General features: G+C 43.8%; 18 protein-coding genes. 14 read left to right on the plus strand and 4 right to left on the minus strand.

Annotated features, from left to right (window positions below; translation table 11 throughout):
• Positions 1 to 16: 16 nt before the first annotated feature.
• A complete protein-coding gene (locus CSV67_RS14320) occupies positions 17 to 796 on the minus strand; it encodes an NRDE family protein (RefSeq protein WP_099632283.1) in 780 nt (259 codons plus the stop codon).
• 219 nt (positions 797 to 1,015) lie between these two features.
• Here CSV67_RS14320 and CSV67_RS14325 point away from each other — a divergent pair, with 219 nt between their 5' ends.
• From CSV67_RS14325 to CSV67_RS14360, 8 genes are all read left to right on the plus strand, one after another.
• Complete coding sequence (locus CSV67_RS14325) at positions 1,016 to 1,768, plus strand: DUF2087 domain-containing protein (protein WP_099632284.1); 753 nt, start codon at positions 1,016 to 1,018, stop codon at positions 1,766 to 1,768.
• Between the two features lie 80 nt (positions 1,769 to 1,848).
• On the plus strand, positions 1,849 to 2,262 hold the full coding sequence (locus CSV67_RS14330; protein WP_099632285.1) for a pyridoxamine 5'-phosphate oxidase family protein: 414 nt from the start codon (positions 1,849 to 1,851) through the stop codon (positions 2,260 to 2,262).
• A gap of 201 nt (positions 2,263 to 2,463) precedes the next feature.
• Positions 2,464 to 3,714, plus strand: a complete 1,251-nt coding sequence (locus CSV67_RS14335; RefSeq protein WP_099632286.1) for a Y-family DNA polymerase — start codon at positions 2,464 to 2,466, stop codon at positions 3,712 to 3,714.
• A gap of 173 nt (positions 3,715 to 3,887) precedes the next feature.
• The gene (locus tag CSV67_RS14340; RefSeq protein WP_099632287.1) at positions 3,888 to 5,648 is read left to right on the plus strand and encodes an ABC transporter ATP-binding protein; all 1,761 of its coding nucleotides are present in this window, start codon (positions 3,888 to 3,890) and stop codon (positions 5,646 to 5,648) included.
• The gene (locus tag CSV67_RS14345; RefSeq protein WP_099632288.1) at positions 5,641 to 7,413 is read left to right on the plus strand and encodes an ABC transporter ATP-binding protein; all 1,773 of its coding nucleotides are present in this window, start codon (positions 5,641 to 5,643) and stop codon (positions 7,411 to 7,413) included. The genes CSV67_RS14340 and CSV67_RS14345 overlap by 8 nt, the downstream gene beginning before the upstream one ends.
• Before the next feature lie 130 nt (positions 7,414 to 7,543).
• Complete coding sequence (locus CSV67_RS14350) at positions 7,544 to 8,254, plus strand: cytochrome c biogenesis CcdA family protein (RefSeq protein WP_099632289.1); 711 nt, start codon at positions 7,544 to 7,546, stop codon at positions 8,252 to 8,254.
• 31 nt (positions 8,255 to 8,285) lie between these two features.
• Complete coding sequence (locus tag CSV67_RS14355) at positions 8,286 to 8,615, plus strand: thioredoxin family protein (protein WP_099632290.1); 330 nt, start codon at positions 8,286 to 8,288, stop codon at positions 8,613 to 8,615.
• The gene (locus CSV67_RS14360) at positions 8,608 to 9,141 is read left to right on the plus strand and encodes a CcdC family protein (RefSeq protein WP_099632291.1); all 534 of its coding nucleotides are present in this window, start codon (positions 8,608 to 8,610) and stop codon (positions 9,139 to 9,141) included. Before CSV67_RS14355 ends, CSV67_RS14360 begins: the two co-directional genes overlap by 8 nt.
• Before the next feature lie 273 nt (positions 9,142 to 9,414).
• On the opposite strand, the gene CSV67_RS14365 is transcribed toward CSV67_RS14360, so the two are convergent.
• The gene (locus CSV67_RS14365) at positions 9,415 to 9,825 is read right to left on the minus strand and encodes a DUF2621 domain-containing protein (RefSeq protein WP_099632342.1); all 411 of its coding nucleotides are present in this window, start codon (positions 9,823 to 9,825) and stop codon (positions 9,415 to 9,417) included.
• Between the two features lie 133 nt (positions 9,826 to 9,958).
• On the opposite strand from CSV67_RS14365, the gene CSV67_RS14370 reads away from it, so the two are divergent.
• From CSV67_RS14370 to CSV67_RS14390, 5 genes are all read left to right on the plus strand, one after another.
• Positions 9,959 to 10,180: a DUF1659 domain-containing protein gene (locus CSV67_RS14370; protein ID WP_099632292.1), complete on the plus strand. Its 222-nt coding sequence runs from the start codon at positions 9,959 to 9,961 to the stop codon at positions 10,178 to 10,180.
• A gap of 23 nt (positions 10,181 to 10,203) precedes the next feature.
• Positions 10,204 to 10,422 carry a DUF2922 domain-containing protein gene (locus CSV67_RS14375; RefSeq protein WP_099632293.1) on the plus strand — a complete coding sequence of 73 codons (219 nt, stop codon included), beginning with the start codon at positions 10,204 to 10,206 and terminating at the stop codon, positions 10,420 to 10,422.
• A gap of 71 nt (positions 10,423 to 10,493) precedes the next feature.
• On the plus strand, positions 10,494 to 10,622 hold the full coding sequence (locus tag CSV67_RS14380; RefSeq protein ID WP_081241957.1) for a YvrJ family protein: 129 nt from the start codon (positions 10,494 to 10,496) through the stop codon (positions 10,620 to 10,622).
• 119 nt (positions 10,623 to 10,741) lie between these two features.
• Entirely contained in the window at positions 10,742 to 11,332 is a 591-nt protein-coding gene (locus CSV67_RS14385; protein ID WP_099632294.1) for an SCO family protein, read from the plus strand.
• Between the two features lie 20 nt (positions 11,333 to 11,352).
• The gene (locus CSV67_RS14390) at positions 11,353 to 12,036 is read left to right on the plus strand and encodes a lytic transglycosylase domain-containing protein (RefSeq protein WP_099632295.1); all 684 of its coding nucleotides are present in this window, start codon (positions 11,353 to 11,355) and stop codon (positions 12,034 to 12,036) included.
• Positions 12,037 to 12,336: 300 nt separating this feature from the next.
• Here CSV67_RS14390 and CSV67_RS14400 read toward each other — a convergent pair whose 3' ends face one another.
• Both CSV67_RS14400 and CSV67_RS14405 read right to left on the minus strand, forming a co-directional pair.
• Complete coding sequence (locus CSV67_RS14400) at positions 12,337 to 12,591, minus strand: GlsB/YeaQ/YmgE family stress response membrane protein (protein ID WP_099632297.1); 255 nt, start codon at positions 12,589 to 12,591, stop codon at positions 12,337 to 12,339.
• Between the two features lie 132 nt (positions 12,592 to 12,723).
• Positions 12,724 to 13,272, minus strand: a complete 549-nt coding sequence (locus CSV67_RS14405) for a cysteine hydrolase family protein (RefSeq protein ID WP_099632298.1) — start codon at positions 13,270 to 13,272, stop codon at positions 12,724 to 12,726.
• 366 nt (positions 13,273 to 13,638) lie between these two features.
• Between CSV67_RS14405 and acnA the strand changes: the two genes are divergently transcribed.
• The gene (acnA, locus tag CSV67_RS14410) at positions 13,639 to 16,353 is read left to right on the plus strand and encodes an aconitate hydratase AcnA (RefSeq protein WP_099632299.1); all 2,715 of its coding nucleotides are present in this window, start codon (positions 13,639 to 13,641) and stop codon (positions 16,351 to 16,353) included.
• Positions 16,354 to 16,362 lie beyond the last annotated feature (9 nt).

The following is a 16,362-nucleotide window of genomic DNA, read 5'->3' on the forward strand; positions in this document are numbered from 1 at the left end:
AACCGGCTGTACTCTTTTAGGAGTGAGCCGGTTTTTCGATGCGAAAAGAGAATTTTTGAGTAGCGGTAAAGACGCCTTTTTTGTATGTGCGCTCTTCGAATTCTACACGATCTTCTCTGTCTATGGTCAGTACAGTCGTGCAACGTGTGCCGTAGTCTTTTGATGCGATAAATATCGAAGACAGCAAGCGCTCGAGATCTTCACCTACGCCGGTATCCGGTAGTTGTTCAATCGGAAATGGTTCCGCTCGTTGCATCATGCCAAATAATATATTCGGATCTATCGTCTCCGTTTGTTGCAAGTAATCTGCCAGCAAAGCTTTCGTTTTATCCACTTTCGGCCACGGTGTATTGAGCAAGGCATTACTCAGTCCATGTGTGCCGTTCGGTAGATGTTGGATGGATTGCTCGATGTTTGAGTAATAAAACATTTCCTTGGCGGATCCAGCCAGTACATTACAGCCTGCATAATCTTCTCGATTTGTATGCAGTTGCTCCATGAAATCTTGTGCAGACAGACTGGATTGTAGATAGGAAGATACAATGTGACCGCGTGAGAGTTTGCCGGTTTGCGGTAGCGTGAAGTCACGATAATTGGTTAGTGCAGCGACTTTCCCTTGTGTATTGATGCCGAGCCACGTGCCCATTTGTTCGAGATCACGTCCTGCTAAAATATCTGGATGATCGCTCCAAAAGTTTGCTTGTGCTGTCGGACGTGCGTAAGCTTCGTCTCGGTTCGCCATCATGACGAGCTGATACTTCGGATGGCTTTGCAATTGAAACGCCAGTAAACACATTATGTCACCTCGTTTGTATAGGTATGAAATGAGTGTATCACGTGCGATATTGTTTGGCGACTGTATGAAACGTATTGCAAATGAACGAACAAACAAAGCGGTATATTGTTTGTTGCGCTATTGAAGTCAGATAATACGTGAGGTATCATAGAAGATAGCTGACAAACAAAAGATTGGTTTGTTTGTCTTGATTAAAAATGTAACGGGAGTGTGGGATATATGGAGTTTACGAAAGCGTTCTGGGATGCTTCACTAACGGAATTAAAGCAAGGGTATATAGAAGATTCCACATCGTATGATTGTTTACTATGCGGTAAACAAATCGAAAAAGGTGTGATTTATCCGTACGAGAATGCGTTGTATGAAGCGGAGCGATTTATGCATGTGCATATCGAACATTCGCATCAGTCGGTGTTTGCGTATTTGCTTGAACTCGATAAGAAATGGTCAGGGATTACGGATCATCAAGGTGATCTGTTGCGTTTATTCTATCAAGGGAAAAGTGATAAAGATGTACAGGAAGAACTGGAGATTGGCAGTGCGACGACCGTCCGGCATCATCGCTTTGCGTTAAAAGAAAAAGAACGTCAGGCGAAAGTGTTTCTTGCGATGATGGAGTTATTGAAAGAACGTGAGTCGTACGCGCAGGCGTTTATCCCGCCGCATAAAGCATCTCAATTATTTCACGATGAGTATTCAGTGGCGGAGGAAGAACAGCAAGCAATACTGCAAACATTTTTCCCTGACGGAACCGATGGCCAGTTAAAAGAGATGCCGGCGACGGAAAAACAGCGACGAATTATTGTCCAGGAAATTAGTAAGCGCTTTGACGGAGATATTTCGTACAGTAAACATGAGTTGAATGATCGGCTTTCGGAAATTCATGAAGATTTCATTACACTTCGAAATTATTTAATTGAATACGGTTATTTCGGTCAGACCCGTAACGGTAGTCAGTATTGGCTGAAATGAGTGGCTTGCTCAAATCGTTTTAGGTTTAGAAATGGTGGCGGTGGGAAGACTAGGAGTAATCTCGAAAGGAGCGGAAGTACATGACTGCAAAAGACACAGTACAGAAAATTCTGGATGAAAGTATGGTAGGAACGATGGCGACGGTGGATAACAACAAACCGTATAGCCGGTATATGACATTTATGAGTGATGGATTGACTTTGTATACACCTACTAATAGAAAAACGGAAAAGGTAGATGAACTTGAAGATAATCCGTACACGCATATTCTTCTTGGGTATGACGGGGAAGGATTCGGTGACGCATACGTTGAGTATTCCGGCCGTGTAGCGATTTCTGATGACGAAAGCTTGAAAAAGAAAATTTGGAATGATCATATGAAAGCGTGGTTTGACGGTCCTGAAGATCCGAATTTGGTTATTTTGAAAATTGAACCCGAAGCGATTCGCTTGATGAATAAATCGGGCCAACCACCTGAAGATATTTCCCTGTAAATAATTATTATATTACAATGATATACCGAAATAGTATATCCCGAAAGTGAGAGGTCACACTCTGATTTTCGGGATATTTTCGTCTAGTCGATATATTCACCACAACTATCCATGGTACCCGCGAATTTCCATTGCTTGAACCCGATAAATGGGGGTATACTACTCATAGGAACACTTGTTCTTTTGAGAGGTGAATGCCATATGAAACCATTACCGAATAGAAAAATTGCGTGTCTTGATATGCGTAGCTTCTACGCGAGCTGTGCTGCAGCCATGGAAGGACTCGACGTAATGGAAGTGCCGATTGCGATTGTCGGCAATATTGAGAGAAAAGGCGGTGTCGTACTGGCTGCCTCACCGCCACTGAAAAAACGCTTTGGAGTTACGACAGGCATGCGTCTGTATGAGGTGCCGGACGACCCAAGCATTCGTTTAATTGAACCGAAAATGCAATTTTATATCGATGTGTCGATGGAATTGACGAAGTTGTTGAACCGCTATGTACCAAAAGAAGCGATCCATGTATACAGTATTGATGAAAGTTTTGTCGACTTTACGGGCACGGAAAGACTATGGGGTCCTCTTGAGACGTTGATTTTCCGCATTCAGGATGAGTTGTACCGGCAATTCGAGTTGCGTTCAGCGTGCGGAGTCGGGCCGAATATGTTGTTGTCGAAGCTCGCGCTAGATCTCGAGGCGAAAAAAACAGGGATTGCGCACTGGACGTATGAAGATGTGCCGGAGAAGTTATGGCCTGTTGCCCCGCTTCATAAAATGTGGGGAATCGGCAAGCGAGTGGAGCGAACGCTTGAAGACATGGGCATTTATTCAGTTGGTGATCTCGCGCACACCCCGCTTGAGAGTTTGGAGAAGAAGTTCGGTGTGATGGGCAATCAACTCTATTATCATGCGCATGGCATCGATTATTCCGACCTTGGCTCCGTGTTGATCGAAGGGCAAGTGAGTTATGGCAAAGGCCAGACGCTGTTGCGCGATTATACGAAGACTGACGAAGTATTGGCCGTCATGCTTGAGATGTGTGAAGATACCGCAATGCGTGCGCGGCTTGCGAAAAAGAAAGGACGCACCATCACATTGTCGTTTGGTTATTCAAAGCACGTACTCGGTGGCGGGTTCAATCGTCAAAAAACGTTGCCGGAAGCGACGAATGAAACGATGGCGATTTATCGCGTCTGTTTAGAGTTGTTTGAAACGTTCCATGACGGACGACCGTTACGCCATATTTCCGTCAACTTGTCGAATCTCGAAGAAGATAGTAGCTTCCAGCTCAGTTTATTTGAACCAATGAATTGGAAGCAACAAAAAATCGGTCACGTGATGGATGAAATTCGCATGAAGTATGGATCGGCTGCTATTCTTCGCGCAGTTTCCGTTACGCCAGGTGGTACGGCGTATAGACGAAATCAATTAATCGGTGGACATTATAAATGAAAACAAGTCGAATCCAGTCGTACGATCCCGCTAGTATAAAGAGGATGTATTTCAAATACTGAAATATTCCAGTTCCGTAACTTTCGATAACTTAGAAGTTTTGCTAGAATCAAATAGCCAGCACTATAAAAAATACTGCAAGAGAAGTGGTGCAGAACAAAGGAGGAAAGCCAGTGAAAGTATTACTGGATTTACGCTGGTTTTTTTCTGAGAGAAAAAAACAATACAGCATAGGGATCACGGCCCTGATGATTGTCGCGTTACTGCAACTGGCACCGCCGAAAATTATCGGCTATATTGTCGATGCGGTGGCGAAAGATGAATTGACCGCGGAGATGCTGATGCGCTGGATGATTATTCTCGTGGTGACGGGCGTATTGATGTATGTCTTGCGCTATATTTGGCGCGTGATGATTTTTGGCTCATCGGTATACCTTGCACGCGTCATGAGAGAGCGTCTGTTTACGCACTTCACGCGCATGTCGCCTTCATTTTATCAGCGACGACGTGTCGGAGATTTAATGGCGCATGCAACGAATGACATCAATGCAGTGCAACAAACGGCGGGATCAGGAATTCTGACACTCTTCGATTCGATTTCAACAGGTGGTTTCGTCATCTTGATGATGGCGTTTTCGATTAGTTGGAAGTTAACGCTGATCGCCCTTGTGCCGATTCCGGTGATGATTTTCCTGACGAGTTATTACGGACGATTATTACGTAATCGATTCCGTGTAGCGCAGGAAGCATTCTCCGATTTGAACGACAAAGCACAGGAGAGTATTTCAGGAATTAAAGTGCTGAAGACGTTTGGTCAGCAAAAAGAAGATGTCGAGTCGTTCACGAAACGTTCAGAACAAGTCGTTAAGGAGAATATGCGTGTTGCGAAAGTGGATGCGTTGTTTGATCCGACGATTGCGGGAGTTTTTGCGATCTCCTATATTCTATCCTTTTATTTCGGTACACGCTTTATTTTATCAGGGGAGTTGTCGATCGGGGATTTGGTGGCGTTCACTTCCTATTTAGGACTGTTAACATGGCCGATGCTAGCTATTGGTTTCCTATTCAACATTGTCGAACGGGGAAATGCATCCTACAGCCGAATTCAGGATTTACTTTCGGTTGAGCCTGGAATTCAAGATCGTCCGAATGCGGTGAGTCAATTGCCGCACGGAGATATCGTCTTTGATATCGACACGTTCAAGTTCCCAGACGATAAACGAGCATCGCTGCGTAATTTACACTTTACGATCAAGCAAGGTGAAACACTTGGCGTGATCGGCAAGACCGGTGCAGGGAAAACAGCGATTCTCAAGCTATTAATGCGAGAATTCGAAGGGTATACGGGAACGATTACGTATGGTGGCATTCCGATTACGCGCTATAAGAAGGAATGTTTGCGCCAGGCAATTGGTTATGTGCCGCAAGACCATTTCTTGTTCTCGACGACACTCGGTGAAAATATTGCCTTTACGAACCCGAAAATTGATCCCGCGAAAATTGTGGCGGCTGCGAAATCTGCGCATATTCACGAAGATATTCTGACGTTTGAAAAAGGGTATGAAACGCTCGTTGGAGAACGTGGCGTATCGTTATCCGGTGGACAGCGTCAGCGTGTGTCCATTGCACGTGCGTTGCTAATGGATCCGGAGCTATTGTTGCTGGATGATTCATTGTCCGCAGTAGATGCCCGGACGGAAGAAGCGATTCTTCGTTCATTGAAAGAAGAAAGAACGGGTAAGACGACCATTATTACGTCGCACCGCTTAAGTGCCATTCAGCACGCGCATCAAATTATTGTTCTTGATGAAGGCGAAGTCGTTGAAATTGGCGATCACGATAGCTTAATGGCGCAAAACGGTATGTATAAAGAAATGTACGATTTGCAACAGCTAGAGTCGATCGTAGAGCAAGGAGGCGGCGCAGATGAATAACAAACAGAAGATGTCCGCCAGAGATCAGTTCAAAACGTTCATGCGGCTAGCGAAATACGTCTTACCAATGAAAAAAAGTGCATTGATTGCAATTTTATTATTGCTGTTGACGGTGACATCGACGATTCTTGGGCCACTAGTGATCCAGCGATTCCTCGATGACTATGTCGTACCACTAAACTTCCCGGCGAAAGAAGTATGGACCATTGCACTAATTTACATCGGACTACAACTCGTCAACATTATCGGGTCGTATTTCCAAACATTGCGGTTCCAGGAATTTGCACTCGCAATCATCCAGCAAATTCGGATCGATGCGTTCTCGAAAGTCCAGAAGCTTGGACTACGGTATTTCGATCAGACACCTGCTGGCGGAATCGTTTCACGTGTAACGAATGATACGGAATCCATCAAAGAAATGTTCGTCAGTGTGGCGGTTACGTTCATGCAGGCGATCTTCGGAATTGTCGGCGTCTATATTGCGCTCTTTACGCTTGACGGCAAACTCGCGCTTTATACATTGATCTTATTGCCGCTATTCCTAATTCTCGTATCGGTCTATCGCTATTACAGTGCAGACTTCTATCAAGATATTCGGGAACGGCTCAGTCAGCTGAACGCGAAAATCTCCGAGTCATTATCTGGTATGGACATGATTCAAGCGTTCCGCCAAGAGAAGCGCTTGTCTGACGAGTTTATTGAAGTCAATGAAGGACATTACCGCGTCGGACTGCGAAATATTCGTTTTGATAGCTTGATGCTTGGACCATTTATCGACTTGCTGTATGCCGGATCCATCGTTGCAGTACTTAGCTATTTCGGAACGGCATCGTTTACGTCGGTCGTGGATGTCGGGATTATTTATGCGTTCACTACGTTGCTAAGACGTCTATTCCAACCGATCAACCAAGTGATGCAACGTTTATCGATGTTCCAGCAAGCGATCGTATCTGCGTCGCGAGTATTCGCGTTAATCGATAATCCGGAAATTGAACCAAAGCAAACAGCAGTATCTACTCAGCATATTACAGAAGGTACGATCGAATTCCGTAATGTGACGTTCAGTTATGACGGTAAACAGGATGTGCTCAAAAATATTTCCTTTACCGCCAATGCAGGTGAAACGGTCGCACTGGTCGGTCATACAGGAAGCGGAAAGAGTTCGATTATCAATCTATTCATGCGTTTTTATGAATACGAGCGCGGCGACATTTTCATTGATGGGGTATCGCTAAAAGAGTATCCAATAGAAGAATTGCGGAAAAAAGTAGGACTCGTCTTGCAAGATCCGTTCATGTTTTACGGTGATATCGCAAGCAACATCCGTCTCCATAATGAAGAGTTGACGGATGAAGATGTGCGGGAAGCTGCAGAGTTCGTTCAAGCCGATCAATTTATTGAAGAGTTGCCAAACGGTTATGAACAGAAAGTGACAGAACGCGGTTCGACGTTATCCAGTGGACAGCGTCAATTGATCGCTTTCGCACGGACCATTGCGATGAATCCGAAAGTGCTCGTGCTCGACGAAGCAACTGCAAATATTGACACGGAAACGGAAGTGGCGATTCAGAAGAGTTTAGAGAAGATGCGCGAAGGCCGTACAACGATTGCGATTGCTCACCGTCTAAGTACGATCGCGGATGCCGAATTAATTCTCGTACTCCACCACGGCGAAATCGTTGAACGTGGGACACACGCAGAGTTGCTTGCGCAAAAGGGCTTGTACTACACGATGTATGAATTGCAAAACGGAACACAAGAGTAAGATTGCGTGATTGTCAAAAAGATTTCACAATCAAATGAAGCGTAATCGAGTCTCTTGTTTGGTACGATAGAGTGGGAATGTTGGCGCTTGCCGGCATTCTACTTGTTCTACTGTTAAAGGAGGAATTTTGTTGGGGACGGATGTTAATATTTTCTTTGCGTTTGGAGCAGGTTTCCTGAGTTTTATTTCTCCATGCGTATTACCACTATACCCGGCCTTTATCTCGTATATTACCGGCATGTCACTGGATGAACTCGGAGATAAGAAAAAAGGAATGAACCGTGCTGGCATGTTGCACACGCTGTTCTTCTTACTCGGATTCTCGATCGTATTCATTATTTTAGGATTCAGTACGTCCTTAATTGGATCGATCTTCTTGCAATATCAAGATTTGATTCGTCAGCTAGGTGCGATTTTCATCATCATCTTCGGACTGATGACGATTGGATTATTTAAACCAGAATTTCTAATGAAAGAGAAGAAGCTGCAATTTAAAAATCGTCCCGCAGGTTACTTCGGTACGGCGCTGATCGGTCTAGCGTTTTCCGCTGGATGGCAGCCATGTATGGGACCGATCATCGGTGCCATCATCTATCTTGCTGCGACGAATCCGGCATCTAGTATGTTGTATATGATGCTCTATGTACTTGGTTTCGCGATTCCATTCTTCTTCTTATCTTTCTTCATCACTCGAATTGGTTGGATTCGCAAGCACAGTATGAAGATTACGAAAGTAGGCGGCTACTTGATGATTGCATTCGGTATCATACTGTTCTTTAACGGAATGGTTTATTTCACAAGTTGGCTTAGCCCAATCTTTGGCGACTTCCAAGGCTTTTAATGTAAGTGGGTAAGCGGAAAAGAGGTGTAGGATGAAAGAAATTACTTCTTTTGACGAGTGGCAGCATGTATTGAATGAGACACCGCAGTTCTTGTTGTTCGTGAAAACGAATAATTGCTCCGTCTGCGAAGGATTGTATCCGCAGGTGGCGGCACTCGAAAGCGATTATCCATTCGACTTCTACCGTGTGAACGCAGCGGAAGTTCCAGAAATAGCCGGACAGTTGTCACTCTTTACTGCACCAGTCGTCTTATTATTTAATGAACAGAAAGAGTTGACGCGTTTTGCACGAATCGTTCCAATGAATGATCTGAAAAAACGCCTCGATGAGCTCGTGCAGTGGGGGAACATAGATGCATAAGATACAAGAACTGATAGATTACGTCTTCACAAGTATTCCTTCCATTTACTTGATCATCGCTTCGACGGTAGTTTTCGTCGTGATGACGACATTTGTCTATACGATGCGGGCGAAGGCGTCGAATAGGCCGATTCAGGCGAAGAAGATTATCTTACCGCCATTGTTCATGTCGTCTGGGATGTTGATGTTCTTGTTCGACGAATTCCAAGTGCCATGGACGCAAGTGGTAGAAGCCGGTTTGGTCGGCTTGATATTTTCCACGTTTTTGATTTATACGACGAAGTTTGAGATTAAAGATGACGGGATTTATTTGAAGAAGTCGAAGGTGTTTTTACTGATCCTGTTCGGGTTATTGGTGATTCGCCTGGTCGGAAAGATCGTGCTCAGTAACACAATCGACGTCGGTGAGCTTGGCGGCATGTTTTTCATCCTCGCGTTTTCGATGATCTTGCCGTGGCGGGTCGGAATGTTAGTGAAGTATAAGATGCTTGAGAAGAGTAGGGTAGGGAAGGAGTCGTCCTTGTGACGGCTTCTTTTTTTATGTCTGGAAATGAAAGTAGAAGGCTGGCATAAGTTTTGAGTAGGGGATTTCCGTTCCGAGCGGACGCTTTCCAGCGGGCATGGCTTTGTACTAGCGACCTGGTTGGCTCACCGTGAGCCCATAGGAAAGCGTGCGCCAGCTGGAGCTTCCATCCCATGACGTATCACCCTAACTCACTGATCTTACGAACTTGAACTACATACTCAAAACCACACAAAAACAGGATGCCCCATCAATAGGGACATCCTGTTTCTTTATTCACGTAAACAAATGCTCATATGGCTGAACATCAATTTCCATCTGCTTGAGTTTCTTGCGCAAGAAGTTATGGTCGCGCTTTGGCGTAGCAAGAATATACCCCTTGATAATATGATCAAATTCAATAGTTTTGGCACGGTCTTCTAATGCAATCTCACCGATCTTGGCACCGATCTTCTGCTTCGCCACGTCGCGGAACAACTCCGGCACAGGCGTAACGAGTTCGTTGAGCATGCTTTTCGCCTCGTCATTCCATAAATGCAACGACTCATTGACGTAATGCTCTTCCCAATCCAGTGTCGATTTTCCGTCTTCTTTCGGCAATACTTTCAGGAACTTCCGGAACATGAAGAATCCACCGATAGCGAATAAGCCGATCATCACAATACCCCAAAATATAATAAACCACATAAATAGGTCTGGCACGGTTTTTTCACCTCTTCCATTCTACCCTTCATTATAAAAGCAATTGAGAAATATTTCACTAACAAAGTATCCTTTTCACTTTTTTCGTCTATATAGCGGATGAAAGGAGGTGATACACATGGCAGCAACACTAGAATTCAATCAGGCTACGGCGAAGATCCACTTTAATGCAGGTGTTAACGAGAAAGGTCACTTCATCCGCAAGATTAAAACGTACAAATTCATCAATGACGACGCAACACCAGCAAATATGTACACCGCTTTGACACAACTTGCTTCATTATCAAGCTACCCACTCATTCAGCTCGAGAAAGTAGTAACAGAAGATCTTCATAACTAAAATCGTACAGGAGGAGAGCGCACATGGCAAAAGTATTGGAATTAACATTTTTAACCGCGGCGAATAAGCCGGTCACATTAACGGTGGATGAACCCGATGAAGACATTACGCAAGGTCAAGTCGAAGCGGTAATGCAGCAAGTGATCCAAAGCAATATTTTCCTCATCGAAGAATCTCCACTCGCCACGATTAAAGGTGCACGAATCGTTGCACGTGATACACGAAACATCGTCAGTCGATAAGTTACAGCCGGTTTTCAGTCACGTACTGGAAGCCGGCTTTTTCATCGAATGACAGAGAGGAGGAGTGAACAATGGAGCACTGGCTACAGCTCATACAAGATGTCGGATTTCCGATTTTCGTATCGTTTTATCTACTGCATCGTTTGGAAGTGAAGCTAGAGGCGATTCATGGCGTTCTCTCAGACATCAAAAACAGATGACTTCATAGGAACTTCATGATTCCGACAAGATTTAGCCAAAATGGAGGCTGCCTTCACCTTGTATGACTGGTGAACTTTCGTTATGATAAAGTGACTATTAAAAGGTGGAGGAATCGAAAATGTATAAAAAGCTTTTGGTACCGTTAACACTTATTTTTGTGCTGATATTGAGTGCGTGTGGTGGCAGTTTTAAGCCCGATCATAAATATAAAGTGGATTCATTTAAAGCTACCAACCAACACAATGAAACCGTAACCGATGAAGACTTGAAAGGCTCTGTATGGCTAGCGCAATTTGTATTTACGAAATGTACAACCGTTTGTCCGCCAATGATGAGCAATATGGTCACGTTGCAGGAAAAATTGATTGACAATAACATCGAGGATTACCATATCGTGTCATTCAGTGTAGACCCGGATGTGGATACACCAGAAGAACTCGGGAAGTATCTCGACTTGTTTAGCGCGCCCGATGAAAGTAAATGGCAGATGCTGACAGGTTACGATATGAAGACCATTGAAAAATTAGCTGCTTCATCGTTTAAACAGTTAGTGAAGCAAATCCCGAATGATGATCAAGTCATCCATGGCGTTTCATTCGGCTTGGTGAATCAGAACAATGAAGTCGTAAAATTATATGGTGGGAACGAAGACGTGCAATATGATACAATCGTAAAAGACATGAAAGCACTCATCAAAGAAGGCAAGTAATCAACTGAAGGGATGAGGCAATGAAGAAATTAAAGAAAAAGAGGCTCAGTCGATCGGGACGAGTTATGGTCGCTTTTTTGGTTTTATTAGTACCTGTTGCTGTCACGCTCTTTACGATTTCCGCCATTCTTTGGGTGAATTTCGGAAAACACGACACGATTAAAGAAACGGCTACGGCGTTATTTCATATTCAAGACCGAAAAACTGGAGAAGCCGTCCCACAGGAATTTATTCCAATCTATATCGAGGCAGCAAAAGAATACAATATTCCGTGGACATTGCTTGCAGCGCATCACCGCATTGAGACCAGGTTCTCTACAATGAAAGCCGACGTCTCACCAGTTGGTGCAGAAGGACCGATGCAGTTCATGCCATGTACGTTCGTCGGCTGGGATTATCCTGGTTGCAAGGAATTGGGCAAAGGAGATATTCCTGAACGTGATAAAATTGATCCAGCGGTGATTAAGCAATACGGTGGTTACGGTGTCGATGCAAACGGTGACGGAATAGCGGACCCATTTGATATAGAAGATGCCATCTTCAGCGCCGCCCACTATCTATCGGATAGCGGTGCCGCAGACGGGGATATACCGAAAGCTGTTTTCACTTATAATCACAGCGATCAATATGTAGAAGATGTATTGTGGTATTACAATGAGTTCGAGGAGCAACGCAAGGCAACAGAGAAGCAAGTGAAGAAATGAAACGTGGAGTCCACCGAATCTGGTGGCTCCGCGTTTTTTTGATTGATGTAAAGTGGAAGGGAACGTTCAAGAGGCGGGCGTATAGAGCGGTTGTCACCTATCATAGAGCACTTCGCACTGACTATAGAGCGGTTACGGAACATGATAGAGCTTTGGTTTCGTATTATAGAGCGCTTTACGGTGACTATAGAGCGGTTACGCATGAACTATGAGCGTGTAGACGAATGAATAAGCAAAACTTAGTCTACAAAAAAACGTGAAGCGCCTCGAATGGGCCACTTCACGTTTTGATGTTTAGTATTATGAAGCTCTTCGCATACTCTTCATAATTAAGCTAACAATGAATACAAGTACAATCGCACCGATTAACGCGGGTAAGAAATAGAAACTAGAGATCTGTGGACCCCATTCGCCTAATAGTGCACCACCAATCCATGCACCTACAATACCTGCAATGATGTTACCAATGATACCGCCGGGAATATCTCTACCTACAATAAGTCCAGCTAGCCAACCAATGATACCTCCGATAATTAAGAACCATAAAAAGCTCATGTTGCTCATCTCCTTTTCATTATGTTATGTAGCTCTTGCTTAGTATTGGTATTACCATCTTTTTAATACCTCAAACATTTTTCGATAAAAAAGTTCAGACAGGTCAAATGCCTGCTGAACTTTTGTCTGACTTTATTTCGCTATCACGGTTGCGCCCAATGTGTTTTGGAAGTGAGAGAGAGCCCAGTCGTGACCTGCAGCGTTGAAACTTGCGACGCCGCCTTCATGAACAACAATCGTGTAGCCAAGGTTGTACGCATCGACTGCAGTATGTAAGATGCAAATATCCGTGCATACACCCATAAGATGGATTTCCGTAATACCGCGTGCGCGCAATTGGATATCGAGATCTGTTCCGGCAAATGCACTGTAGCGTGTTTTATCCATCCAACTAATTTCTTGTTTATGATCGGTATAGAGATCCTGCAGTTTCCCATAAAGATTTCTGCCTACTGTGCCTCGAATGTTGTGAGGAGGGAATAGTTTGCTTTCCGGATGGTACGGATCATTTTTTTCATGCACGTCATTAATGATGAATACTGGCAATTGGTGTTGTACATACTCCGTTGTTTGCTTCACAATATACTGCTCAAGCGCGATACCTGGATCACCGCAAGTCAATGCACCGTCCCTTGCTACAAAATCTACTGTATAATCGATAACGAGTAATGCTTTCTTCATACAAAACCTCTCCTTTTCTTTATTTTCTCATAGTGGCGGCTCCGTGTCTAAACATATGTAAAGACACTAAAGACTTCATTACCATACATAATTTCGTAATAAAACATAAAATAGTTATTTATTATTTTCTGGAAATAGATATACAGTAAATGGCATAAACGGCATTTTTACGAGAGAATGTGACGCTATTTGAGAATAGAAACGACTAATTGAGAATTCTTAATGATATTTCGATTAGTCATAAGCTTTTCTTATGTATACCTATAAATTATATGTATTTTACTATTGTTCTTTGCTATACTAAGATGGAGTAGAGGAAAGATGGGAACTTTTCGTCTTTCAGTACATAAAGGGAGGAAACATAAAATGGCAAAAAGCAACTTGCATAATAGCCGTCAGTCTTTCAAAGTAAACGACAAGACGTATAACTACTACCGTTTGAAAGCTTTAGAAGAAGCAGGACTAACAAAAGTATCGAAACTTCCTTATTCTGTAAGAGTATTACTAGAATCCGTACTTCGTCAACACGACGGATACGTGATCAAGGACGACCATGTAGAAGATTTAGCTAAATGGGGCACTGTACAAAACGCAGACGCTGAAGTTCCATTCAAACCTTCACGTGTAATTCTACAAGACTTCACAGGAGTTCCTGTTGTAGTAGACTTGGCTTCATTGCGTTCTGCAATGAACGAACTAGGTGGAGATCCAAACGAGATCAATCCTGAAATTCCAGTGGATCTAGTAATTGACCACTCTGTACAAGTAGATAGCTATGGTACGCCAGAAGCTCTACAACTAAATATGGAACTTGAATTCGAACGTAATGCTGAGCGTTACCAGTTCTTGAGCTGGGCACAAAAAGCATACGATAACTACCGTGCAGTACCACCTGCAACGGGTATCGTTCACCAAGTAAACCTTGAATATCTAGCAAACGTTGTTCACGCTGTTGAAAACGAAGATGGATCATTCGAAACATACCCAGATACATTGGTTGGAACGGACTCCCATACAACCATGATCAACGGTATCGGTGTACTTGGATGGGGCGTTGGTGGTATCGAAGCAGAAGCAGGAATGCTTGGACAACCTTCGTATTTCCCAATTCCAGAAGTTATCGGTGTAAAATTGGTTGGCGATCTTCCAGACGGTACAACTGCAACGGACTTGGCGCTTAAAGTAACTCAAATCCTTCGTGCACAAGGCGTTGTAGGTAAATTTGTTGAGTTCTTCGGCCCTGGCGTTTCTAAATTGCCACTTGCTGACCGTGCGACAATCGCAAACATGGCGCCTGAATATGGTGCTACTTGTGGATTTTTCCCAGTTGACGAAGAGTCACTTAACTATATGCGCTTAACAGGCCGCGACGAAGAGCATATTGCAGTAGTTAAGCAATACTTGATCGAAAACGATATGTTCTTCACTCCTGAAAAGGAAGAGCCGACATTCACTAAAGTTGTAGAAATCAACCTTAGCGACATCGCTGCAAACCTTTCAGGTCCTAAACGTCCACAAGACTTGATTCCATTGACTGAAATGCAACAGTCGTTCAAAGACGCAGTTGTAGCTCCAGAAGGAACACAAGGCTTTGGTTTAACACCAAAAGAGCTTAAGAAAAAAGGCACAATTAAGTTCGAAGACGGACGTAAAGTTGAGCTGAAAACGGGTGACGTTGCAATCGCAGCTATCACTTCTTGTACAAACACATCTAACCCTTACGTTATGTTAGCGGCTGGATTGGTTGCGAAGAAGGCTGTTGAAAAAGGACTTACACCTCCTGCATACGTTAAAACTTCATTGGCACCGGGTTCAAAAGTCGTAACAGGCTACTTGAACGAATCAGGTCTAACTGATTACTTGGATCAAATCGGATTCAACACTGTAGGTTACGGATGTACTACATGTATCGGTAACTCCGGTCCATTGCTTCCGGAAATCGAAAAAACAATTGGTGACGAAGATCTTCTAGTTACATCTGTCCTATCAGGTAACCGTAACTTTGAAGGCCGCGTACACCCATTTGTGAAAGCGAACTACTTGGCTTCACCTCCACTAGTTGTAGCATATGCACTAGCTGGAACAGTGAACATTGACTTTGCGAAAGACCCAATCGGAACAGATAAAGACGGCAACGACGTATTCTTCAAAGACATCTGGCCTTCTACACAAGAAGTTAACGATGTATTGAACGCTACAGTTACACCTGAATTGTTCCGTAAAGAATATGCTCGCGTATTCACTGAAAACGAAGCATGGAATGCAATTGAAACGACTGACGATTCACTATACGATTTCGATGAGTCTTCAACGTATATCCAAAACCCACCGTTCTTCGAAAACCTTTCGAAAGAACCAGGTGATATCGAACCGCTTAACGGCTTGCGTGTAATCGGTAAGTTCGGTGATTCTATCACGACTGACCACATTTCACCTGCAGGAGCTATCGGTTTGAATACACCTGCTGGTCTCTACTTGCGTGAAAATGGCGTAGAGCCACGTAACTTCAACTCTTACGGTTCACGTCGTGGTAACCACGAAGTCATGATGCGCGGAACGTTTGCGAACATTCGTATTCGTAACCAAATCGCAGCTGGCACTGAAGGTGGATTCACTACGTACTGGCCAAACAAAGAAGTTATGCCGATCTATGATGCAGCTATGAAGTATCAAGAAGACGGTACGGGTCTAGCTATCCTTGGTGGTAAAGACTACGGAATGGGTTCTTCACGTGACTGGGCAGCAAAAGGTACCAACTTGCTTGGCATCAAAACAGTTATCGTAGAAAGCTTCGAGCGTATTCACCGTTCTAACCTAGTGATGATGGGTGTACTTCCACTTCAATTCATCAATGGTGAAAACGTTGAATCTCTAGGCTTAACTGGTGAAGAAGAAATCTGTGTGAATATCGCTGAAGGCGTAAAACCACGTTCAATCCTTAAAGTTACAGCGAAAGCTCCAGACGGCAAGGAAACTGAATTTGAAGTACTAGCTCGTTTCGACTCTGAAGTTGAAGTAGACTACTACCGTCACGGCGGAATCCTTCAAATGGTTCTACGTAATAAATTAGCAGCAAAGTAATATAGAAAT

Source organism: Sporosarcina sp. P2 (genome assembly GCF_002743255.1).
Lineage (GTDB): Bacteria > Bacillota > Bacilli > Bacillales_A > Planococcaceae > Sporosarcina.